This is a genomic window from Micromonospora sp. NPDC005161, assembly GCF_053599855.1.
Genome location: NZ_JBSFYQ010000017.1, coordinates 18,958 through 41,152 on the forward strand (window position 1 = coordinate 18,958; position 22,195 = coordinate 41,152).

The window sequence follows — 22,195 nt, forward strand, 5'->3', positions numbered from 1 at the left end:
TATCGGGGGAACGGTATCCCACGATGGGGGTCACACGCAGAACGGGAGCCGGGATCCGGTGACCATCGTCATTCCATTGCTGCGGGGCAAGTAGTGCAGCAGCCCCCGGTGATAGAGTCCGCCCGGTCCAGGTCGAGGGGGGTTTCGCAATGGCGTTGAGCGCCGAGGAAAGTGGTCGGCTCGCCGCGCTGCTCGGCGGACACGCCGAGCGGGTCACGCAGCGGTGGACCGAGATCGTCGCCCGTTCGCTGCGCGGCCGGTTGAGTCAGGCTGAGCTGCGCCGGCAGGTCCAGGATCTGCACAGCGCCCTCGTCGCCGCCGGCGAGCACGGCGCGATCGACCTGTCCGCCGACAACGCCGCCGAGCTGCGCGCCGCGCTCTCCGACCTGTCCCGTGGCCGGGCCCGGCAGGGCTTCTCCGCCACCGAGACCGCGATCAGCGTCTTCGCGCTCAAGGAGGTGCTGGTCGGGCTCGTGGAGGAGGCCGGCGGCGACAACGCGCTGCGCGACTACGTCGCCTTCTCCGGTCTGGTCGACGAGCTGGGGCTGTTCACCTTCGAGAGCTTCGTCCGCACCCGGGAGAGCCTGATCGCCGACCAGGCCGAGCAGCTGCTCGAGCTCTCCACGCCGGTGGTCAAGCTCTGGGAGGGCGTGGTCGCCGTCCCGCTGGTCGGCACCCTGGACTCGGCCCGGGCCCAGGTGGTCATGGAGCGGCTGCTGCAGACCCTGGTCGACACCGGCTCCCCGTACGCGATCATCGACATCACCGGCGTCCCGGCGGTTGACACCCAGGTCGCCCAGCACATCCTGAAGACCGTGGTGGCCGCTCGTCTGATGGGCGCCGACTGCATCATCTCCGGCATCCGTCCGCAGATCGCGCAGACCATCGTCGCGCTCGGGATCGAGTTCGGTGACATCGCCACCAAGGCGAGCCTCGCCAACGCGCTGCGCCACGTGCTGCGACTCAACGGGGTGGAGACCGCCCGCCGCCAGCCGCGCCGGGACGCCTGATGGAGCGCGTGCCGATCCTCAAGATCGGTGACATCCTGCTCGTCTCCATCCAGCTCGACATGTCCGACCAGACCGCGGTCCAGCTCCAGGAGGACCTCGCCGAGCGGATCGTCGCCACCGGCTGCCACGGCGTGATCATCGACATCACCGCGCTGGACATCGTCGACTCCTTCGTCGGGCGGATGCTCTCCACCATCGCGTCGATCTCCAAGGTGCTCAACGCGGAGACGGTGGTGGTCGGGATGCGCCCCGCGGTCGCCATCACCCTGGTCGAACTCGGGCTGTCGCTGAACGGCATCCGTACCGCGCTGAACGTCGAGCGCGGCATGGAGCTGGTCGCGGCGGCCCGCGCCGATGAGCTCGACTACCAGCTCGACGACGATCCGGACGCCGAGACGGCCACGCCGTGACCGCGGGCCTCGACCTGGGTCACCCGCAGGCGCAGGCGATCCGGAGTGACGAGGACGTGGTGCGCGTCCGGCAGCTGGTCCGCGCCGTGGCGGTGGCCGTCAAGCTCTCCCTGGTCGACCAGACCAAGGTGGTCACCGCGGCGAGCGAGCTGGCCCGCAACACCCTGGTGTACGGCGGCGGCGGCACGGTGGAGGTGACGACCGTGGACAACGGACGGCGCCGCGGGGTCCGGATCGTCTTCGTCGACTCCGGGCCCGGCATCCCCGACCTCGACCTGGCCTTCACCGACGGCTACACCACGGGCGGCGGGCTCGGTCTCGGTCTCAGCGGCGCCCGGCGACTCGTCGACGAGTTCCAGATCGAGACGTCGGCGGAGACCGGCACCCGCATCTCGGTCACCAAGTGGTCGCGGTGAACGGGGACCCGGTCACCGACAGCGGCGTCTGGTTCCGGGTGGAGGCCGGCAGCACGGCCAGCTCCGTCCGGCGTGCCGCCGAGCGCCTCGGCGAGCAGGTGGAGCTGGGCCAGCCGCGCATCGCCGACCTGGCCATCGTCGCCGCGGAGCTGACCAGCAACCTGGTCAAGCACGCCGAGGACGGTGTCCTGCTGCTCCGGCCGGTACGCCGCGCCGGGCAGGCCGGCGTGGAGCTGGTGGCCATCGACTCCGGGCCCGGCATGGCCGACCTGAGCGTCTCCTCCCAGGACGGGCACTCCACCGCCGGCACGCTCGGCATCGGACTCGGGGCCATCGTCCGGCAGGCGAGCTGGTTCGACGGATACTCGCTGCCCGGCCGGGGCACCGTCCTCGCCGTGCAGGTCTGGCCCGCCGAGCCGGCCCAGCCGTCCTGGGCTGGTGCCCTCACCCGTCCGCTGACCGGCGAGACGGTCTGCGGTGACGGGTACGCCGTCCGGGTCGCCGACGGCCGGCACCAGGTGCTGGTCAGCGACGGCCTGGGGCACGGCCCGCTGGCCGCCGCCGCCACCGAGGCGGCGCTGGCCGCGTTCCGCGACGCGCCGGCCGGCCCGCCGGCAACGGTCGTCAGCCATCTGCACCGGTCCATGTCGTACACCCGCGGTGCGGCGCTGGCGGTCGCCGAGCTGGCGCCGGAGGCCGGGTTGCTGCACTACGCCGGGCTGGGCAACATCACCGGCGTGGTGGTCGAGGGCGACGGTCAGCGCCGGGGGCTGGTGTCGCTGCCCGGCATCGCCGGGCACCAGCGGCCGACGATCCGGGGGTACGACTACCCGTTCGGCCCGGGCGCCCGACTGGTGATGCACAGCGACGGAGTGGTCGACCGCTGGCGGTTGACCGACTACCCGGGCCTGGCCGAGCGGTCCCCGCTGGTGATGGCGGCGACCCTGCTGCGCGACGCCGGCGTACGGCGCGACGACGCCTGCGTGCTGGTCGCGAGGTCCTGGGCATGACCGGGGAGCCGACCGCGCAGCCGCTGCTGCAGATGGCGCTGCGGGTCGAGCAGGACATCTTCGTGATCCGCCAGCGGGGCCGTGAGGTGGCCGCGGTGGTCGGCCTGGAACACCAGGACCAGATCCGGATCGCCACCGCGCTCAGCGAGGTGGCCCGGGACCTGCTCCACGCGGTCGGGGGAGCGGACGTCTCCTTCCACGTCGACGCGGGTGTCGACGGCCGGTTCCACCTCCGCGCCGACCTGGCTCCGGCGGCCCCACTGCCGGACGGCCGGTACGAGCCGCAGTCCGGCGCGGTGTCCCGGCTGGTCGACACGCTGAGCGTGTCGAGCGTCCAGGGGGCTACGGTCGTGAGGATGTCCCGACGAGTCCCGGCCAACGCGCCGACGCCAACCCCGGAGCGGCTCGCCGAGTTCCGCGCTGAACTCGGCCGTACCGCGCCGGCCAGCGCGCTGGACGAGCTGACCGTGCAGAACGGGCAGCTCATCGCGGCGCTCGACGAGGTACGCAGCCAACGCGACGAACTGGCAGTGCTGAACGAGGAGCTGGCCGAGACCAACCGGGGCGTGCTGGCGCTCTACAACCAGCTGACCGAGGAGCTGGAGGAGACCAACCGGGGCGTGGTCGCCCTCTACGCCGAGCTGGACGAGAAGTCGGCCCAGCTGCGCGCGGCGAGCGAGTCCAAGAGCCGGTTCCTGGCCAATGTGAGCCACGAGCTGCGCGCTCCGGTCACCGCGATCATCGGGTTGGGGCGGCTGCTCACCGACTCCTTCTCCGACCCGCTCACCGCCGAGCAGGCTCGCCAGGTCGACCTGATCCGCTCCTCGGCGGCGGACCTGCTCACGCTGGTCAACGAGCTGCTCGACCTGGCCAAGGCGGAGTCCGGCCGGATCGAGCCGGACTGGGCCGAGGTGGACCTGCGCCCGGTCTTCGGCCAGCTGCGGGGCACGCTGCGCGCGCTGGCCACCCGGCCGGAGGTGGAGCTGGTGGTCGAGGAGCCGCCCGCCCCGGCCGTGCTGCGTACCGACGAGGTGCTGCTCGGCCAGGTGCTGCGCAACCTGCTGCACAACGGGTTGAAGTTCACCGAGCACGGTGAGGTGCGACTGCGGGCCGAGCAGCGGGACGACCGGTGGAACTTCACGGTCAGCGACACCGGCCCGGGCATCGCCCCCGAGCTGCACGATCGGATCTTCGAGGAGTTCTACCAGGTGCCGGGTGCGACCCGGGTCGGCGGCACCGGCCTCGGCCTGCCGTACGCCCGGCGGCTGGTGACACTGCTCGGCGGGACGCTGGAGTTAACCAGCGAGCCGGGCCGGGGCAGCACGTTCACAGTTTCCCTGCCCGTGGGCGGAGTGTGACGGTGGACGGCGGGCCGGCGACCGTTCTGGTGGTCGATGACAGTCGGACAAAGCGTTACCTGCTGGTCAGCTGGCTGACCCGGGCCGGGTTCACCGTGCTGGAGGCGGAGAACGGCGCCGAGGCGCTGGCGCGGGTCGAGGTGGACCGGATCGACCTGGTGGTGCTCGACGTCCGGCTGCCCGACGTGAGTGGCTACGAGGTCTGCGAACGGATCAAGGCGGCGCACCCGGCGATGCCGGTGATCCATGTGTCCGCGCACGCCGTGGACGTCGCCGACCGCGCCCAGGGGCTGACCCGGGGCGCGGACGCCTACCTGACCGAGCCGATCGAGCCGGAGGAGCTGATCGCCACCACCCGGGCGGTGCTGCGCTACTACCGGGCCCGGCAGCGCGCCGAGCTGCTCGCCGAGCGGCTGCTCGGGCTGGCCGACACGACGGTGGCGGTGCACGCCGCGCCGACCTTCACCCGGCTGCTGGAGGCCGCCGCAGCGGGCGCCGCGCAGATCTTCAAGAGCCCGGCGGCGGTGATCGCCGAGACGTTCGACGGCGACTGTCTCGCCGGGATCTGCACGGGGCCCGGCGCCGAGGCCACCGTGGTGCCGTGGGTCGTCGACGACGCCGGAGTGCCCACCGGCTCCACCGTCCGGGTGGAGGCGCCGGCGCGTTGGGGGCTGCTCGACTGGCCGGCGGACGACTCGGTGACCGTGGCCGCCGCCCGGCTGCGGGAGGACCGCGCCCCGCTGTACGTGGTGGTCCCGACCGCCACCCAGACCGCCCGGACCCCGGTGCTCGTGCAACTCGCGCAGGCCGTGGCGGCGGCCGTGGAGGCGCAGCGCTCGTTCGACGAGGAGCACCGGATCGCGGTGACCCTGCAGCGCAGCCTGCTGCCACGCCGGCTTCCCGACGTGGCCGGGCTGGACCTGGCGGTGCGCTACGAGCCGGCCAGTGCCCAGACCGAGGTGGGCGGTGACTTCTACGAGCTGGTGATGCTCGACGGCCACCTGCTGCTGGCGATCGGCGACGTGGCCGGCCACTCGCTGCACGCGGCGACCGTTATGGCCGAGCTGCGGCACGCGGTGCGGGCGTACGCGGTCGAGGGGCACCAGCCCGGCGAGATCCTGCACCGGGTCAACGAGCTGATGCGGACCCTGCTGCCGAACGAGCTGGCCACCCTCTGCGTGCTGCTGCTGCACCCGCCGACCGGGCGGGTCCGGCTGGCCAGCGCCGGTCACCTGCCGCCGGTGCTCAGCCTGGACGGCAAGGTCGAGTTCGTGCAGCACTCGGCGCCGCTGCTCGGCGTCCGCGCCCCCCGTCCGGCCGACCTGGAGTTCGTGGTGCCGGCCGGAGCCACGCTGGTGTTCTACACCGACGGGCTGATCGAGCGTCGGGACGCCACCATCGACGAGGGGCTGGCCGCGCTCGCCGCGTCGTCCAGGACGGTGGACGCCGACCTGGAGCGGTTCTGCACCCGGCTGCTGGTGGAGCTGGCCCCACCGGAGATCCAGGACGACGTGGCCGTGATCGTGCTGCGCCGGCACTGAACCGGCGGCAGCCCGGCCCGCCGAGCACTCAGTGGACCGATCGGGCGTACGCGGCCGGTGACACCCCAGCGACGGCCGTGAAGTCACGGACCAGGTGCGCCTGGTCGCTGTAGCCGAGGTCGGCGGCGAGGCCCGCCCAGTTCAGCGGGCCTCCGGCGGCCTGCTCGACGGCCTCCTGGAGGCGGTAACGGCGGATCACCCACTTCGGGCCGACCCCCACGTATTCCGTGAACAGCCGTTGCAGCCGGCGGACCGGGAGGTCGTGGCGCGCGGCGAAGTGGTCGACCCGCAGCACCGTCCGGTCGGTCCGGATCGCCTCGGCCAGCCGGACGGCCTCCTCGACCGCCGGGTCCGGCTCGGGCGCCCAGGCGGTGAGCAGGGCGTCCAGCGCGCGGCAGCGCTCATCGTCGGTGCCCGCGCACACCGGGTCGTCGGGCGGGGCGAGCCGGCCGGCGGGCAGCGGCAGCCGGCGGCCGGTCAGCTCGGCGACCGGCCGTCGCCAGAACGGGTGGAAGCCACCGGGCCGGAACTGGACCCCGCAGACCCGGCCGGTGCCGGTGAGGGTGATTCGGAACAGGTTGCGGCCCACCCCGGCCACCTCACCGGCCTCCGGCCCGTCGCCGTCGCGCCGGAACACCACGTTGACCGCCGGGTGCGGGACGACCCGCTGCTCGAACGGTGCGCTCAACGCCCAGTCGATCAGCCAGTAGTGCTCGACCCACGGGCGTAGCGACTCCGCCGGCAGGCGCCGCCGGAAGTGAACCTCGCGCAGCAACCGGCCCGGGTCCAGGATGCCCCGGCTGTCGCCACGCGGTCGCTGTCGCATTTTTTCAAGACCACCCTCATACGCTGGCCCTATGGCCACTCACACTAGCGATCTGCTGGCGGCTGCCGCGCCGCGAACCGTCGACGTTGTGCGCGGCATCGCCGACGATCAGCTCGACCTGCCCACGCCGTGCCGCGACTACCTGGTCCGGGACCTGCTCAACCATCTGTTCGAGGTGGTGGTGAACTTCCAGGAACTGGCGGTGAAGCGGCCGGTGGAGTGGTCCGAGAAGCCCGACCACCTGGCCGACGGCTGGCGGGACCGGTTCGAGACGGAGACCGGCCGGCTGATCGCCGCCTGGTCGGACCCGTCCACCCTGGAGGGCTTGTCGCCCGGCATGGGCATGCCGCAGACCGTCGTCGGTGGCATGGCGCTGCTGGACCTGACCGTGCACGGCTGGGACCTCGCCGTCGCCACCGGCCTCGCGTACGAGCCGGCCCCCGAGGCGGTGGCCGAGCTGCACGGCCTGGTCGAGCAGTTGGGCCCGACCGCCCGCAAGATGGGCGTCTTCGCCGACCCCACCCCGACCCCCACCACCCAGGACCCCAAGAACCTGCACCACCTCCTGGCCCACACCGGCCGCACCCCCACCTGGCCCTCCATCTCGTGAGCATTCTCCGGCGGTCTTGAGGATGTCCTGGCCGCACGGTGTTCCCGGGCGCCGGGCCGGAGCGCATCTCAAGGTATTTGTCGACGTTGGTCCGCAATCAGCTGTGTTGACTGACAATTATCGATGGGATAAATTCCCATGACTGCTTGATACGAGGGTCTCAATTACGGGGGTAAGGCGCGATGAAGAAGCGGGCTTTCTTGCTTGCGGTTGCCGCTACGGCATCCGTTCTCGTCGGCGTGTCAGGGTCGGCCCAGGCCGCACCGACCGGCTGTTCGGCGACCGCCGTCGGTTACGGCTCCGGCGCATACTGCAGCGGCGGCACCGGAGAGTTCAGGGCAAAGACGCGTTGTGACAAGCCGTGGGCCCCGGACTACGACCGTTACGGCGCCTGGATGGGCGTTGGCACCTGGTCGTCTTTTGCCAAATGCGACAACGGGCACGTCGCTTTCAACGCGACGTGGCAGACGCGGTAGTCAGATCTCTGGATCGCGTGCTGCTCGCGCGGTGAATCCGAAAAGGAAACGCTCGTCGGGTCCGGCGCGGCCGCGCCGCGCGCCTACTTCGTGGCGCAGGACGCACTCGACCGGGAGCAGAGCCTGCGCGACGGTGTCGACACGGGCGCCGACTCGTTCTATCTGTCCACGATGGATCTGGTCGACTCGGCGGTCGCGCTGGCCGTGCTGATCGCCGCCGGAGGGCTGATCGTCGCGCTGGTGGAGGGGGTCGTGTCCCGCCGCCGGGCGTACGCCGCCCTGGTCGCCACCGGCGTACCGCGGGCCACCCTGAGCCGCTCCGTCGCCTGGCAGGCGCTGGCTCCCGCCGTGCCGGCGATCGTGCTCGCCCTCGGCGTGGGCACGCTGCTCGGCCGCGGGCTCTTCCCGAAGGCGACGACGGGCATGTCGTCGGCGGAGATCTGCGACGCCACCGCGGCTCTCTGCGACGATCCGGCGACCCGCCAGCAGTACGTCCGGGTCGTGGAGACCGCCGGGCCGAGCGGATTCCGGAGGTACCGCTCGAACAGTTGGCCTGGCTGGGCGGTGGCGCCTTGGCTGCAGTGCTGGTGACGGTCGGTGTCGGGCTGCTCTTCCTGCGCGCCAGCACCGCCGTGGAGGAGCTGCGTACGACCTGAGCGGATGTAACGCCCCAGGTAGCGGTGCCGCTGTCTGCACCAGAGACCCGGACCATCGGGTTTCCGGCGCCGGACCGGACGGTTCGCGGCGCGGTAAGGGTGGGAGTTCGGCAGATGCACAATCAACCGGGCGGCGCTCCGCCGGTGTTCGTCGATGGGACCGGCCGGCGTCGCCGCCTGACCGTCATCGCCGGGGCCGCGATGGCTCTCGGCCTGCTCACCAGCCTCGGGCTTATCGCCGCCGGGCTCTTCCTGGACACCTCGGTGCCGCTGCCCGGCTGGTCCGACGACCCTCGTGCACCGCTACCGGTGGAGGCCGGCGTGGACGGGATCAACCAGCCGCAGGTCGCCGATCCGCCGTCGCCCTCTCCGGTGACCGGCACATCGGCCTCTCTGCCCAGCCCCACCCCGACCGCCGGCCCCCGGCGCTCCGGCCCGCCGGCCACGGCCAGCGTGCCCCCATCCGCCACCGACCAGCCGGGCCGGGGCGACGAGCATCGCAACACCGCGAGGCCGAGCAGGCCGCCCGGTAAGCCGCAGTGACGATGGCGCGACACGTGGCCCGGCGCGATCCGCGGGCACACTGGCTACTTCTTCTGCTCGGACTGCTTCTGCTGCTCGCGGCGCTCACCGTCAACGGCGTGGTGACCGGTATCGCCGGTGGCTCCGGTGCCCCCGCCGCCGATGGTTCCGTCACGGCCGGCGTACCGGCCCGGGTCGGCTCGGGCGGCCCGGTATTGCGGCTGGATCGGGCGGAGCCAGTCAGCCGAGCCCTGCCGGACCGGACAATCGCGCTGACCTTCGACGACGGGCCGGACCCGCGCTGGACCCCGCAGGTGCTCGACGTGCTGCGCCGGCACGGCGCACACGCGACCTTCTTCGTGGTCGGGGCCCGCGTCAACGAGCATCCGGAGCTGGTTCGGCGGATCCTCGCCGAGGGCCACGAGATCGGGTCGCACACCTTCACCCACGCCAACCTCGCCGCCGTGCCGGCGTGGCGGCGTGACCTGGAGCTGTCACTGACCCGTAAGGCGATCGCCGCGGCGACCGGCCAGGAGACCACCCTGCTCCGGCCACCGTTCTCCTCGGTGCCGACCGCGCTGACCGGGCCCGAGTACGCCGCGCTGCGCGCCGCCGCTGGGACCGGGCACGTCGCGGTGCTCGCCGACCGGGACACCAGGGATTGGCAACGCCCAGGTATCGACGAGATCGTGCAGGCGGCCACTCCGAAGCGGGGGCAGGGCGCCGTGGTGCTGATGCACGACGGGGGCGGCGACCGGGCGCAGACGGTGGCTGCGCTGGACCGACTGCTGCCCACCCTGACCGGCCAGGGCTACCGGTTCACCACCGTCTCCACCGGCATCGACGCCTCGCCGTCGATGGTTCCGGCAGGCGGTGGCACGCGGTTGAGTGGCGCCGCACTGCGCTGGACCCAGACCGGTGCCCGCTGGTCGGCTGGTGCGATGAACCTGCTGCTCGCCGTCGCCCTGGTGCTCGGCGTGGCGCGTCTGGCGGTGCAGGTCTTCTGCGCCCAACGGCACGTGCGCCGGGTCCGCCGGCAGCGGCCGGGCCGGGCAGAGGTACGCGCCCCGGTGTCGGTGATCGTTCCCGCGTACAACGAGGCGGCGAACATCGCCGCCACGGTCCGTTCCCTGGTCGCCAGCGGGTACCCGGCGCTGGAGGTGATCGTGGTGGACGACGGATCGGACGACGGCACCGCCGACATCGTCGAGCGGATGCGGCTGCGCGGGGTACGCGTGATTAAGCAGGCCAACGCCGGCAAGCCGGCGGCGCTGAACACCGGCATCCGGGCCGCCCGGGCGAACCTGCTGGTGCTGGTGGACGGCGACACCGTGTTTCAGCCGGACACCGTGCACCGGCTGGTGCAGGGCTTCGCCGACCCGTCGGTCGGCGCGATCAGCGGCAACACCAAGGTCGCCAACCGGCGCCGGCTGCTCGGCCGGTGGCAGCACCTCGAGTACGTGATCGGCTTCAACCTCGACCGGCGGATGTACGACGTGCTGGAGTGCATGCCGACCATCCCCGGCGCGATCGGTGCGTTCCGCCGGGAGGTGCTGCTGCGGGTAGGCGGGGTGCCGGCGGACACGCTGGCCGAGGACACCGACCTGACCATGCAGGTGCTCAGGGCCGGGTGGCGGGTGATCTATGAGGAGTCGGCCATCGCCTGGACCGAGGCCCCCTCGTCGCTGCGCCAGCTGTGGCGACAGCGCTACCGCTGGTGCTACGGCACGATGCAGGCGATGTGGAAGCACCGGCACGCGCTGCGCGAGTCGGGTGCCGGCGGCAAGCTCGGGCAGCGCGGGCTGCCGTACCTCATGGTCTTCCAGATCGTGCTGCCGCTGACCGCGCCGGCGGTCGACGTGTTCGCCGTCTACGGCCTGCTCTTCCTGCCCTGGTCGACCCTCGCCCTGGCCTGGGCCGGGCTGCTGTTGCTCCAGGCGGCCACCGCCGGCTACGCGCTGCACCTGGACCGGGAGCGGTACGGGCCACTGTGGGCGCTGCCGTTCCAACAGTTGGTCTACCGGCAGCTGATGTACCTGGTGGTGGTGCAGTCGGTGGTCACCGCGCTGATCGGCAACAGGCTGCGCTGGCAGCGGATGGTGCGTACCGGCGAGGCCGCGGCGCTGGTCGGCGCCGGTCGCCGCTGACCGGCCGGCACTGCCGGTCCCCGGACCTGACCGGCCTGCTGATCTCCTGGTCCGCCGGTCAGGTCGGGGCGTGGAAGAGGCCCGCGGACCAGGAGATCAGCAGGCCGACGGCAGCGGAGCAGCAGCAGACGAGCAGGGCGGCGGCCACCACCGCGAGGATCATCCAGGCGGATGCGCGCCGGGCCGCACCCGGCGGCGCAGCGGTCCCCGCCTCGTCCTCGTCGGTCATGGCCGCCCCCCGATCACCGTCCGGCGCGGCCGAGGCGGTCCAGGATCCAGGCGTTGATGAACGCCTCCTCGCGCCAGGCGTCGTAGCGGCCGCTCGGGCCGCCGTGCCCCGCGCCCATCTCGGTCTTGAGCAGGTAGTCGCCGCCCGGGGCGACCGCCCGCAACCGGGCGATCCACTTCGCCGGCTCCGAGTAGAGCACCCGCGTGTCGTTGAGGCTGGTCACCGCGAGGATCGCCGGGTAGTCCACCGGCGCCACGTTCTCGTACGGCGTGTAGGACTTCATGTACGCGTACACCTCGGGGTCGTCGAGGGGGTTGCCCCACTCCTCCCACTCGGTGACGGTCAGCGGCAGCGACGGGTCGAGGATCGAGGTGAGGGCGTCCACGAACGGCACCTGCGCGACGATCCCGGTGAACGCGTCCGGGGCGAGGTTGGCCACCGCGCCCATCAACAGGCCCCCGGCCGAGGCGCCCCGGGCGACCAGCCGGTCGCTGGCCGTCCAGCCGGCCTTGACCAGGTGTCGGGCGCAGGCGACGAAGTCGGTGAAGGTGTTCTTCTTGGCCAGCAGCTTGCCCTGGTCGTACCAGCGCCGGCCCAGCTCGCCACCACCCCGGGTGTGCGCCACCGCGAAGACCACACCCCGGTCCAGCAGCGACAGTCGGGCCACCGAGAACCACGGGTCCATGCTGGCCTCGTACGAGCCGTAGCCGTACAGCTCGCAGGGGGCCGAGCCGTCCCGGGGCGTGCCGACCCGGCAGACCAGCGAGATCGGCACCCGGGTGCCGTCGTCGGCCAGCGCCCAGTCGCGGTGCTGCTCGTACTCGGCCGGGTCGTACGGCCGCCCGTCCGGCCCGGGCAGCACCGGCTTCTGCCTGCGCAGCACCATCTGCCGGGTGACCAGGTCGTAGTCGTACACCGAGTCCGGGGTGACCAGCGAGGAGTAGCGCAGCCGGACCTGCCCGGTGCGGTACTCCGGGTTGGCGTCCAGCCCGACGCTGTACAGCGGCTCGGGGAAGTCGATGTCGTACTCGTCGCCGCTGCCGACCGGTAGCACCCGCAGCCCGGTGACACCGTCGGTACGCAGTGACACCACCAGGTGGTTCGCGAAGGCGTCCACGGCCTCCAGCCGGGTGCCGGGGCGGTGTTCGATCAGCGGCACCCAGTCGCCGGGAACGTCCGCCGAGGTGAACGCCAACGCGAAGTCCTCCGCGCCGTCGTTGTGCATGATCAGGAAGCGGTGGCCGTGGTGCTCCACCGTGTACTCGACGCCCTGCCGCCGCGGCGCGATCACGGCCGGCGCGCCGGTCGGGTTGGCCGCCGGGATCACCAGCACCTCGCTGGTGACTTTGCTGTGGATGTCGATCAGGATGAACTTCTCCGACCGGGTCAGCTCCACGCCCACCCAGAACCGCTCGTCGTCCTCCTGGTGGACCACCACGTCGTCGGCGGCAGCCGAGCCGAGGGTGTGCCGCCAGACCCGGTTCGGCCGCCAGGCGTCGTCCACCGTCACGTAGAACAGCACGGAGGCGTCCGTCGACCAGGCCGTGCCGTAGAAGGTGCCGGGGATCTCGTCCGGGAGCAGTTCGCCGGTGGTCAGGTCCTTCACCCGCAGCGTGAACCGCTCGTCGCCGGAGAAGTCGGTGGAGTAGGCCAGCCAGCGCCCGTCCGGGCTGACGTCGAAGGCGCCCAGCGAGAAGAAGTCGTGCCCCTCGGCCAGCAGGTTGCCGTCGAGCAGCACCTCCTCACCGTCCAGCGGCGCGCCGTCCGCACTGACCGGTGGGTCGGTCTCGGAGTCCCGGACCGCGCGCCGGCAGTGCACCCCGTACTGCTGCCCCTCCACCGTCCGGGTGTAGTACCAGTGCCCGCCCTTGCGGGTCGGCACGGTCAGGTCGGTCTCCCGGGTGCGCTGCCGGATCTCCTCGTACAGGTCCGCGCGCAGCTCGGCCAGGTGCGCCGTGCGCTCCTCGGTGTACGCGTTCTCGGCGGTCAGGTAGGCGAGCGTCTCCGGGTCGTCCTTGGCGGCGAGCCAGGCGTACTCGTCGACGACGGTGTCGCCGTGGTGGGTGCGCTCGGCGGGCACCCGCTTCGCCGTGGGCGGGGCAGTCTCGGTGGTCACGGCGGCCACGTTACCGGCCGGCCCGCTCCGCGCGCCGGACCAGCGGCATCCCGATAGTCGCCACCACGGCATTCGAACACATGTACGATGACCGACATGGCTGCAGCAGCGAGTTCCCTCGGCCGGTCCGGAGCCCTCGAGATCACCCGACGGTTGGCGGCGATCTGCGGTCCGCCGTTCGCCCGGCTCGCCGGTCCGGCCGACGAGGTGGCCGGTCGGCCGGCGCGTTGGGTGGCGGTGCCCGGCGGCCCGCACGCCGCGGCCGAGGTGCTGCGGCTGGCCGCCACGCACAACCTGGCGGTGGTGCCACGGGGCGCCGGCACGAAGATCGACTGGGGTGCGACACCCGCGCAGGTCGACATCATGCTCGACACCGGCCGGCTGGCCGGCATCGGTCACGAGCCGGTCGGCGCGCCGGTCGCCGAGGTCGGTGCCGGCACCCCGCTGCGGGCGGTGCAGGCCACTCTGGAGCGCACCGGGCAACGGTTGGCGATGGACGCCCCGTCACCCGGGGCGACGCTCGGCGGGGTGCTCGCCGCCGGTGAGGCCGGCCCGCTGCGGCACCGCCACGGCAGCCCCTGCGACCAACTCCTCGGCGTCCGCTACCTGGGAGCCGACGGCGAGCTGGTCAGCGCCGGCGGTGGCGCACCCGGGCTCGACCTGGCCCGGCTGCTCTGCGGCTCGCAGGGAGCGCTCGGCGTGCTGGTCTCGGCGAGCCTGCGGGTGCAGCCCGTGCCAGCCAGCCGGCTCTGGGTGTCCCGGCCCGTGTGGACGCCCCTGGAGGTGCACGACCTGGTCCGGACGATCCTCGCCGCCCGGCTGGAGCCGGCGGCCATCGAGCTGGACCTGCCGGCCGGGGCGCCCAGGCCGCGCACGCCGTACCCGCCCGGGCATCCGGCGACGACCGCCCGGGAGCGCCACCCGTCGATGTCCGGCCGATCCGGTGCCCCGTCCCGGGCGGGCAACCTGGTGGTGCTGCTCGAGGGTGGCCGGGCCGATGTCACGGAGCGCGCCGAGCGCCTGGTCGGCCTGCTGCACGGGGAGGCGACCGTCGCGCACTCCGCGCCGCCCTGGTGGCGCCGGTACCCGTTCGCGCCCGGCGACACGGCGCTGCGCCTGGAGGTGCCGATCAGCGACCTGCACGCCGCTGTCTATGCGCTGCGCGACGCGGCCGGCGCCCCGGTGCCGGTGCGAGGCTCCGCCGGGCTGGGTGTGGTGCACGCGGCGCTGCCCGGCGCGCTCGCCCCCGACCGGGTGGCGTCCATCCTGGCCGCCGTCCGGGGCGTGCTGCTGGCCCGGCAGGGTCGCTGCGTGGTGGTGTCCGCCCCCGCGCCGGTGCGGCAGGCCGTCGACCTCTGGGGCGAGCTGGCCGGCCTGGCCCGGCTGCGGGCCGCCAAGGAGCATCTCGACCCGGAACACCGGCTCGCCCCCGGCCGCCTCCCCGGCGGCCTGTGACACGAGCGCGCCCGCTGTGGTCGGCCGTGGGTCCAGCCACCGCCGGTGCGTGTCGAGCGGCGGCGGGATGACCGGGTGCGGTCTCAGACCGCGTCGTTGCGGAGCACCAGGATCGCGATGTCGTCCCGAGGCGGCTCGACCGAGAAGTTGATCGCGGCGGCGCGCAGCCGGGCGGCCACCACGTCGGCCGAGTATCCGGCCAGTGGCGCGGCCGCGTCCCGCAGCCGGTCGGTGCCGAACAACTCCCGGCCGCGCCGCCGCTCGGTGACCCCGTCGGTGTAGAAGACCAGGGCGTCGCCCGGGGCGAGCGTGATCTCCGCCGTCGGCGAGGTGATCGTGTCGAGCAGGCCCAGCGCGGTGCCCCCGGCGCCCACGAAACCGGCGCCGCCACCCGCGGCCAGCAGCACCGGCCGGTCGTGCCCGGCCAGGTGCAGCGAGACGTCCAGCCCGTCGCCGTCGCCCGGCCCGACCGCCGCCAGGGCCAACGTGCAGTACCGGCCGCCGCCCCGCTCGACCAACGTCTCGTTGAGTCGCGCCAGCGCCTCCGGCAACGGCTTGCCGTCGCCGACCAGCACCCGGATCACATCCCGGACCAGCCCGGTCACCGCAGCCGCCTGGACGCCCTTGCCCGAGACGTCCCCGATCACCACCAGCCAGCGGCCGTCGAGCATCGGCACCACGTCGTAGAAGTCGCCGCCCACCTCGGCGTCGTAGCCGGTCGGGACGTACTCGGCGGCGAAGCCGATCCCGTCAACCACGGGCAGCACCGGCGGCAGAAGCGACTGCTGGAGCGTCTGCGCCACCCGGCGGCGTTCGGCGTGGATCCGCGCGTTCTCGATGGCCAGAGCGGAGCGCCGGGCCACGTCCTCCAGCACCGACACCTCGTCCGGGTCGTGCCGGTGCCGCTGGTGCCGCCCCACCGTCAGGGTGCCGAGCCGCTGCCCACGTGCGATCAACGGGACCGCGAAACCCTCCATCGGCCCGCCGAGCGGGATCTGCCCCGCGCTGCGGGACGCCTCGCGCAGGCGGGCCTGGATCGAGTCCGGACCCGTCTCGGCCAGCACCTTGTGCAGCTGCGGCAGCACCGACTCGTCCGCGTGGCTGGCCGCCGCCAGCCGCAGCCGGCCCCACTCGTCGGTGGTGTGCACCGCACACCACTGGCCGAGCCGCGGCACCACCAGCTGCGGAATCAGCGCCATGGTCAGCTCGACGTCCAGCGACTGGGCCAACAACTCGCTCGCCTCGGCCAGGAACGTCAGCCATGTCTGCCGGCGGACGTCGGCCCGGCGCAGCCGGTCGTTCTCAAGGTGCAGCGACAGCCGCTCGGCGGTCAGCACCGCCAGCGGCTGGGCGTACGCCGACGGTGCGGCGTCCAGCTCCAGCTCGCCCGCGTACGGGCGGTGCACCGACAGCGGCACCCGGAGCAACTCCGTGTCGGCGCGGGGCTGTCGGCCGAAGCGGGCCAGCACCTGGCGGCCCTGGCCGTCGCCCCGGTCCAGGCGGATCATGCCGCCGGCCGCGCCGACCATTTCGGCCACCCGGCTGAGCAGGTTGGTGGCGAAGTCGGGCAGCGGATCGTCCGCGTACACGTCGGGGGCGGTCTGCATGAGTTCGCTCATCGCGCTGGCGCTCGGCGCGGAGCTGTCGATAGCGGCCCCCGGGCCGGCGCTGCCCGGCATCGACTCGCCACCCGCGGTGCCCTCGGCCGGCGGGTCGACGCCGGGGCGGTCCAGCCGGAACCAGACGCCCTTGCCGGTGGGCAGGTACGTGGTGCCCCAGCGGCTGGCGAAGTGGTCGACCAGCAGGAGCCCCCGGCCCCGCTCGGAGACCTCGTTGATCTCGGTGGCGTCGTTGCGGGTGCCCACGGTCAGCTCATCGCCCGACCCGGGCGCGAAGTCGGAGACGGTCACGGACAGCCCGACCTCGTCCGCCACGACCTCGATGTCCAGTTCGGTACGGGCGTGCTCGACGGCGTTGGTGGTCAACTCCGTGGTGAGCAGCAGCGCCTCGTTGGCCAGCTCGTCCAGGTGCGCCTCGGCCAGCGCCGAGCGGACCACCGCCCGAGCGGCAGCCGGCGTGCGCCGGTCAGCGGGCAGGCGGACACGCCGGACCGCCCCGCTCCGGGCCCCGGCAGTCGCGGGCCCCGCCTCGGCTGACACCCCCGTATCCTCCACCGTCCCCCTACCGGGTGCCAACCCGATCGGCCATTGCCGCCAACTCGCACGAAGGAAGGGCCCCCTGTTAACGCCTGCGGTAGAGCAGGGGCCCCTTCTTAACGTCGACCGGTTAGGCGCGATCGGTGCGGTGCGGCGGGGTTCGGCACCGGGGCGAGGTCCGCGACCGGCCGTTCCGAATCGACGGCATCGAGCGGATTCGAGGGTTAGCAGGAGCTGATCGGCGGGTCGCGAACCCTGGCACTGCGGCGCGCGCGGGCACAATATGGGTGGCGGCGTGTCCGCACGGACCGGCGCCCCCGAGTTGAGCGAGGAATGATGACCACGGCGAAGCAGTCGGTGGCGGATCCGTCCGCAGCCGACCACGAGGCGCTCCTCGGTGAGTTGACCGAGGCGCTGCGGCGGGTCCGTCGCGGCGACCTGAAGGTCCGGCTTCCCCGCCGCGCCGGTAAGGGCGGCGAGGTGGCGGACGCCTTCAACGAGGTGGTCTCGCTCCAGGAGCGCCAGTACCTGGACCTGCGGCGGATCAGCCGGATCGTCGGCCGGGACGGCCGGCTCACCGAGCGTCTGGACGACGAGGGGCTGGACGGGTCCTGGGCGGAGGGGCAGCGGGCGATCAACTCGCTGATCGACGACCTGGGCCGGCCGACCACGGAGATCGCCCGGGTCATCGTGGCGGTCGCGGACGGCGACCTGTCGCAGCACATGGCGCTGGAGATCGACGGCCGGCCGCTGCGCGGTGAGTACCTGCGCATCGGGCGCACGGTCAACACGATGGTCGACCAGTTGTCGTCGTTCTCGAACGAGGTGACCCGGGTCGCCCGTGAGGTGGGCACCGAGGGCAAGCTGGGCGGTCAGGCCGACGTCCGGGGCGTCGCCGGCACCTGGAAGGACCTCACCGACTCGGTCAACACCATGGCGTCGAACCTGACCGGCCAGGTGCGGTCGATCTCGCAGGTGGCGACGGCGGTGGCCAAGGGCGACCTGTCGCAGAAGATCACGGTCGGCGCGCGCGGTGAGGTCGCCGAGCTGGCCGCCACGATGAACTACCTCACCGACACGCTGCGGCTCTTCGCCGAGCAGGTGACCCGGGTGGCCCGCGAGGTGGGCACCGAGGGCAAGCTGGGCGGCCAGGCCGAGGTGCCGAACGTGGCCGGCACCTGGAAGGACCTCACCGACAGCGTCAACTCGATGGCGTCGAACCTGACCGCGCAGGTCCGCAACATCGCCCAGGTCTCCACGGCGGTGGCGCGGGGCGACCTGTCGCAGAAGATCACCGTGGCGGCGCAGGGCGAGATCCTGGAACTGAAGGACACCGTCAACACGATGGTGGACCAGCTGTCGTCGTTCGCCGACGAGGTGACCCGGGTGGCCCGCGAGGTGGGCATCGAGGGCAAGCTGGGCGGTCAGGCCCAGGTACGCGGGGTCTCCGGCACCTGGCGGGACCTCACCGAGAACGTCAACCAGCTGGCCGGCAACCTGACCAGCCAGGTCCGCAACATCTCTCAGGTCTCCACGGCGGTCGCCAAGGGTGACCTGTCGCAGAAGATCACGGTGGACGCCCAGGGCGAGATCCTGGAGCTGAAGAACACGGTCAACACGATGGTGGACCAGTTGTCGTCGTTCGCCGACGAGGTGACCCGGGTGGCCCGCGAGGTGGGCACCGAGGGCAACCTGGGCGGCCAGGCGCAGGTCAAGGGCGTCAGCGGTACGTGGCGGGACTTGACGGACAACGTGAACTCGATGGCGTCGAACCTGACCAGCCAGGTCCGCAACATCGCCTCGGTGACCACGGCCGTCGCGAAGGGCGACCTGAGCCAGAAGATCACGGTGGACGCTCGGGGCGAGATCCTGGAGTTGAAGTCCACGGTCAACACGATGGTGGACCAGCTGTCGTCGTTCGCCGACGAGGTGACCCGGGTGGCCCGCGAGGTGGGCACCGAGGGCAAGCTGGGCGGCCAGGCGCAGGTACGCGGGGTCGCCGGCACCTGGCGGGACCTGACCGACAACGTCAACTCGATGGCGTCGAACCTGACGGCCCAGGTGCGCAACATCGCCCAGGTCTCGACGGCGGTGGCGAAGGGTGACCTGTCACAGAAGATCACGGTGGACGCTCGGGGCGAGATCCTGGAGTTGAAGTCCACGGTCAACACGATGGTGGACCAGTTGTCGTCGTTCGCCGACGAGGTGACCCGGGTGGCCCGTGAGGTGGGCACCGAGGGCAAGCTGGGCGGTCAGGCGCAGGTGAAGGGTGTCTCCGGCACCTGGCGGGACCTGACCGACAACGTCAACTCGATGGCGTCGAACCTGACCAGCCAGGTCCGCAACATCGCCTCGGTGACCACTGCCGTGGCCAAGGGCGACCTGAGCCAGAAGATCACGGTGGACGCGCAGGGCGAGATCCTGGAGCTGAAGTCCACGGTCAACACGATGGTGGACCAGCTCTCGTCGTTCGCCGACGAGGTGACCCGGGTGGCCCGTGAGGTCGGCATCGAGGGCAAGCTGGGCGGTCAGGCGCAGGTGAAGGGTGTCTCCGGCACCTGGCGGGACCTCACCGAGAACGTCAACCAGCTCGCCTCGACGCTGACCACCCAGCTGCGGGCCATCGCGCAGGTGTCCACGTCGGTGACCCGCGGCGACCTGACCCAGCGGATCGCGGTCAAGGCGCAGGGCGAGGTCGCCGAGCTGAAGGACAACATCAACCAGATGATCGTCACCCTTCGGGAGACGACCAAGAAGAACGCCGAGCAGGGCTGGCTGGACTCGAACCTGGCCCGCATCGGCGGTCTGTTGCAGGGCCAGCGGGACCTGGGCGAGGTCTGCCGCATGATCATGACCGAGGTGACCCCGCTGGTCGACGCCCAGCTCGGCGCCTTCTTCCTGGCCGACGACACCGACGGCAGCATGCGGCTGCGGTTGACCTCCTCCTACGGGTACGTGGCGCGGGGGCACGACGTCACCTTCGGGCCGGGCGAGGGGCTGGTCGGGCAGACCGCGCTCTCCCGCCGGACGATCCGGGTCAGCGCCTCCCCGAACAGCCGGCTCACCCTGCGCTCGGGGCTGGCCGAGACACCCCCGTCCGATCTGGTGGTGCTCCCCGTGCTGTTCGAGGGGGAGCTGCTCGGGGTGATCGAGTTCGCCAGCGTGGCGGCCTTCTCCGAGCTGCACCTGTCGTTCCTGGAGCGGCTGGTGCTGACCATCGGCATCGCGGTCAACACCATCCAGGCCAACCGGCGTACGGAGGAGCTGCTGGCCCAGTCGCAGCGGCTGGCGCACGAGCTCCAGGAGCAGTCCGCGGAGTTGCAGCGCACCAACGCCGAGCTGGAGGAGAAGGCCACGCTGCTCTTCGAGCAGAAGGGCAACATCGAGACGAAGAACCGGGAGATCGAGCTGGCCCGGCTCGGCCTGGAGGAGAAGGCGCAGCAGCTCACCCGGGCCTCGGCGTACAAGTCGGAGTTCCTGGCCAACATGAGCCACGAGCTGCGGACGCCGCTGAACTCGTTGCTGCTGCTGGCCCGGCTGCTGGCGGAGAACTCGGAGCAGAACCTCAACCCGAAGCAGATCGAGTTCGCCCGGACCATCCACAGCGCCGGCTCGGACCTGCTCAGGCTGATCGACGACATCCTGGACCTGTCCAAGATCGAGGCAGGGCGGATGGACGTCGAGCCGACCGAGATCCGGTTCGCGGAGATTCGCGGCTACGTGGAGCAGGCGTTCGCACCGGAGGCCGAGGAGAAGGGCCTGGACTTCCAGGTGCGGGTGAGCAAGGATCTGCCGCCGGCGCTGGTCACCGACGCGCAGCGGTTGCAGCAGATCCTGCGCAATCTGCTCTCCAATGCGGTGAAGTTCACCGACAACGGCGCGGTGACGTTGCGGATCGGCCCGGCGGCGGAGAACGTGGTGTTCGACGTTCCGGCGTTGACCAACGCCCAGCAGGTGATCGCGTTCACCGTGATCGACACCGGGATCGGCATCTCCGACGACAAGCTGTCGATCATCTTCGAGGCGTTCCAGCAGGCGGACGGCACCACCAGCCGCCGTTACGGTGGCACCGGCCTGGGCCTGTCGATCAGCCGTGATCTGGCTCGGCTGATCGGCGGCACGATCACGGTGGCGTCGGCGCCGGGGCAGGGGTCGACCTTCACCCTGTTCGTGCCGCACGTGCTGGCCCCGGATGCGGTGGTCGCGCCTGCGCCACCGTCCCCGCAGCGTGCCGGCCTGCCGTCGTCGCTGCTGATGCCGCCGCTGGAGCTGCTGCCGCAGCGGCCGGAGGCGCCGGCCACCCGACAGCTGGACGGCGCGACCGTGCTGATCGTGGACGACGACGTGCGCAACGTCTTCGCCCTGACCAGCGCGTTGGAGCTGCACGGGATGACCGTGCTGTACTCGGACAACGGGGCGGACGGCGTCCGCCTGCTGGCCGAGCATCCGGAGGTGGACATCGTGCTGATGGACGCCATGATGCCGGACCAGGACGGGTACGAGACCACCCGCCAGATCCGGCGTAACCACCGGTTCGCCGACCTTCCGGTCGTCTTCCTTACCGCGAAGGCGATGCCGGGCGACCGTGAGTCGGCGCTCGCGGCCGGGGGCAGCGACTACATCACCAAGCCGGTAGACCTGGACGATCTGATCGAGTTGATGTCGTCCTGGATCAGCGGCAGCCGGACCGAGGAGACTTCGTGACCCAGATGGCCAAGGCGCTGCTCGTGGACGACCGGCGGGAAAATCTGATGGCCCTGGAGGCGATCCTCCAGGGCCTGCCGGTTCAGTCGGTGGCGGTGGAGAGCGGCGAGGCGGCGCTCAAGCAGCTGTTGGTGGACGACTTCGCGGTGATCCTGCTGGACGCGCAGATGCCGGACATGGACGGCTTCGAGACGGCCAGCCACATCAAGCGCCGGGAGCGGACCCGGCACGTGCCGATCATCTTCCTCACCGCCGCTGACCGGGACGCGCAGCTCGCCCTGCGCGGGTACCAGGTGGGCGCGGTGGACTACCTGACCAAGCCGTTCGATCCGTGGGTGCTGCGGGCCAAGGTGTCGGTCTTCGTCGAGCTGTGGGTGAAGACCCGGCAGTTGGCCGCCCAGTCGGACCTGGTGCGGGAGCGCGACACGCAGTGGCGGCGGCTCACCGACGCGGTCGACGAGGCGACCACGCTGCTCCGCTCCGACGAGCCGGAGAGCCGGGACCGTGCGGTGCGGCTGCTCGAGCAGGCCCGCTGGGGCAACACCTCCTGACC

Annotated in this window: 17 protein-coding genes; 13 read left to right on the forward strand and 4 right to left on the reverse strand. The window is 72.1% G+C overall.

Annotated features, from left to right (window positions below; all coding sequences use genetic code 11):
- The first annotated feature begins 149 nt into the window (after positions 1–149).
- Genes ACWD5O_RS18065 through ACWD5O_RS18090 form a run of 6 tightly spaced genes read left to right on the forward strand, consistent with a single transcriptional unit; the run spans position 150 to position 5,745 of the window.
- On the forward strand, positions 150–1,010 hold the full coding sequence (locus ACWD5O_RS18065; protein WP_450085991.1) for an STAS domain-containing protein: 861 nt from the start codon (positions 150–152) through the stop codon (positions 1,008–1,010).
- A complete protein-coding gene (locus ACWD5O_RS18070) occupies positions 1,010–1,420 on the forward strand; it encodes an STAS domain-containing protein (protein ID WP_450085992.1) in 411 nt (136 codons plus the stop codon). Before ACWD5O_RS18065 ends, ACWD5O_RS18070 begins: the two co-directional genes overlap by 1 nt.
- The gene (locus ACWD5O_RS18075) at positions 1,417–1,836 is read left to right on the forward strand and encodes an ATP-binding protein (protein ID WP_354967253.1); all 420 of its coding nucleotides are present in this window, start codon (positions 1,417–1,419) and stop codon (positions 1,834–1,836) included. Before ACWD5O_RS18070 ends, ACWD5O_RS18075 begins: the two co-directional genes overlap by 4 nt.
- Positions 1,833–2,846, forward strand: coding sequence for a SpoIIE family protein phosphatase (locus tag ACWD5O_RS18080; RefSeq protein ID WP_354967254.1), 1,014 nt, complete (start codon positions 1,833–1,835; stop codon positions 2,844–2,846). Before ACWD5O_RS18075 ends, ACWD5O_RS18080 begins: the two co-directional genes overlap by 4 nt.
- A complete protein-coding gene (locus ACWD5O_RS18085; protein WP_354967255.1) occupies positions 2,843–4,204 on the forward strand; it encodes a sensor histidine kinase in 1,362 nt (453 codons plus the stop codon). Before ACWD5O_RS18080 ends, ACWD5O_RS18085 begins: the two co-directional genes overlap by 4 nt.
- A gap of 2 nt (positions 4,205–4,206) precedes the next feature.
- Entirely contained in the window at positions 4,207–5,745 is a 1,539-nt protein-coding gene (locus ACWD5O_RS18090) for a SpoIIE family protein phosphatase (protein WP_354967256.1), read from the forward strand.
- A 28-nt stretch (positions 5,746–5,773) separates the two neighbouring features.
- Here the strand turns inward: ACWD5O_RS18090 and ACWD5O_RS18095 are convergent, their stop codons facing one another.
- A complete protein-coding gene (locus ACWD5O_RS18095; RefSeq protein ID WP_354967257.1) occupies positions 5,774–6,571 on the reverse strand; it encodes an AraC family transcriptional regulator in 798 nt (265 codons plus the stop codon).
- Between the two features lie 31 nt (positions 6,572–6,602).
- On the opposite strand from ACWD5O_RS18095, the gene ACWD5O_RS18100 reads away from it, so the two are divergent.
- The 4 genes from ACWD5O_RS18100 (at position 6,603) to ACWD5O_RS18115 (ending at position 10,982) form a co-directional block, all read left to right on the forward strand.
- Positions 6,603–7,181, forward strand: a complete 579-nt coding sequence (locus ACWD5O_RS18100; RefSeq protein ID WP_450085993.1) for a TIGR03086 family metal-binding protein — start codon at positions 6,603–6,605, stop codon at positions 7,179–7,181.
- Between the two features lie 566 nt (positions 7,182–7,747).
- Positions 7,748–8,248 (forward strand): ABC transporter permease, encoded by a 501-nt coding sequence (locus ACWD5O_RS18105; protein ID WP_450085994.1) that lies wholly within the window; start codon positions 7,748–7,750, stop codon positions 8,246–8,248.
- 179 nt (positions 8,249–8,427) lie between these two features.
- Positions 8,428–8,856 (forward strand): superantigen-like protein SSL4, encoded by a 429-nt coding sequence (locus tag ACWD5O_RS18110; RefSeq protein WP_354967261.1) that lies wholly within the window; start codon positions 8,428–8,430, stop codon positions 8,854–8,856.
- A 2-nt stretch (positions 8,857–8,858) separates the two neighbouring features.
- The gene (locus ACWD5O_RS18115) at positions 8,859–10,982 is read left to right on the forward strand and encodes a bifunctional polysaccharide deacetylase/glycosyltransferase family 2 protein (protein ID WP_354967262.1); all 2,124 of its coding nucleotides are present in this window, start codon (positions 8,859–8,861) and stop codon (positions 10,980–10,982) included.
- Between the two features lie 58 nt (positions 10,983–11,040).
- On the opposite strand, the gene ACWD5O_RS18120 is transcribed toward ACWD5O_RS18115, so the two are convergent.
- Together ACWD5O_RS18120 and ACWD5O_RS18125 are read right to left on the reverse strand one after the other, a co-directional pair.
- On the reverse strand, positions 11,041–11,211 hold the full coding sequence (locus ACWD5O_RS18120) for a hypothetical protein (RefSeq protein ID WP_354967263.1): 171 nt from the start codon (positions 11,209–11,211) through the stop codon (positions 11,041–11,043).
- Positions 11,212–11,224: 13 nt separating this feature from the next.
- Complete coding sequence (locus ACWD5O_RS18125; RefSeq protein WP_450085995.1) at positions 11,225–13,327, reverse strand: S9 family peptidase; 2,103 nt, start codon at positions 13,325–13,327, stop codon at positions 11,225–11,227.
- 96 nt (positions 13,328–13,423) lie between these two features.
- Here ACWD5O_RS18125 and ACWD5O_RS18130 point away from each other — a divergent pair, with 96 nt between their 5' ends.
- A complete protein-coding gene (locus ACWD5O_RS18130; RefSeq protein ID WP_354967265.1) occupies positions 13,424–14,782 on the forward strand; it encodes an FAD-binding oxidoreductase in 1,359 nt (452 codons plus the stop codon).
- Positions 14,783–14,865: 83 nt separating this feature from the next.
- On the opposite strand, the gene ACWD5O_RS18135 is transcribed toward ACWD5O_RS18130, so the two are convergent.
- Positions 14,866–16,941: a SpoIIE family protein phosphatase gene (locus ACWD5O_RS18135; protein WP_387328501.1), complete on the reverse strand. Its 2,076-nt coding sequence runs from the start codon at positions 16,939–16,941 to the stop codon at positions 14,866–14,868.
- Positions 16,942–17,274: 333 nt separating this feature from the next.
- On the opposite strand from ACWD5O_RS18135, the gene ACWD5O_RS18140 reads away from it, so the two are divergent.
- Positions 17,275–21,642 (forward strand): HAMP domain-containing protein, encoded by a 4,368-nt coding sequence (locus ACWD5O_RS18140; protein ID WP_354967267.1) that lies wholly within the window; start codon positions 17,275–17,277, stop codon positions 21,640–21,642.
- The gene (locus ACWD5O_RS18145; protein ID WP_354967268.1) at positions 21,639–22,193 is read left to right on the forward strand and encodes a response regulator; all 555 of its coding nucleotides are present in this window, start codon (positions 21,639–21,641) and stop codon (positions 22,191–22,193) included. The genes ACWD5O_RS18140 and ACWD5O_RS18145 overlap by 4 nt, the downstream gene beginning before the upstream one ends.
- The last annotated feature ends 2 nt before the right edge of the window (positions 22,194–22,195 follow it).

Excerpts from the sequence above, each read along its gene's own strand:
- ACWD5O_RS18065 (WP_450085991.1), top strand. The coding sequence starts at position 150 with ATGGCGTTGAGCGCCGAGGAAAGTGGTCGGCTCGCCGCGCTGCTCGGC.
- ACWD5O_RS18070 (WP_450085992.1), top strand. The coding sequence starts at position 1,010 with ATGGAGCGCGTGCCGATCCTCAAGATCGGTGACATCCTGCTCGTCTCC.
- ACWD5O_RS18085 (WP_354967255.1), top strand. The coding sequence starts at position 2,843 with ATGACCGGGGAGCCGACCGCGCAGCCGCTGCTGCAGATGGCGCTGCGG.
- ACWD5O_RS18095 (WP_354967257.1), bottom strand. The coding sequence starts at position 6,571 with ATGCGACAGCGACCGCGTGGCGACAGCCGGGGCATCCTGGACCCGGGC.
- ACWD5O_RS18100 (WP_450085993.1), top strand. The coding sequence starts at position 6,603 with ATGGCCACTCACACTAGCGATCTGCTGGCGGCTGCCGCGCCGCGAACC.
- ACWD5O_RS18110 (WP_354967261.1), top strand. The coding sequence starts at position 8,428 with ATGCACAATCAACCGGGCGGCGCTCCGCCGGTGTTCGTCGATGGGACC.
- ACWD5O_RS18115 (WP_354967262.1), top strand. The coding sequence starts at position 8,859 with ATGGCGCGACACGTGGCCCGGCGCGATCCGCGGGCACACTGGCTACTT.
- ACWD5O_RS18120 (WP_354967263.1), bottom strand. The coding sequence starts at position 11,211 with ATGACCGACGAGGACGAGGCGGGGACCGCTGCGCCGCCGGGTGCGGCC.
- ACWD5O_RS18130 (WP_354967265.1), top strand. The coding sequence starts at position 13,424 with ATGGCTGCAGCAGCGAGTTCCCTCGGCCGGTCCGGAGCCCTCGAGATC.
- ACWD5O_RS18140 (WP_354967267.1), top strand. The coding sequence starts at position 17,275 with ATGACCACGGCGAAGCAGTCGGTGGCGGATCCGTCCGCAGCCGACCAC.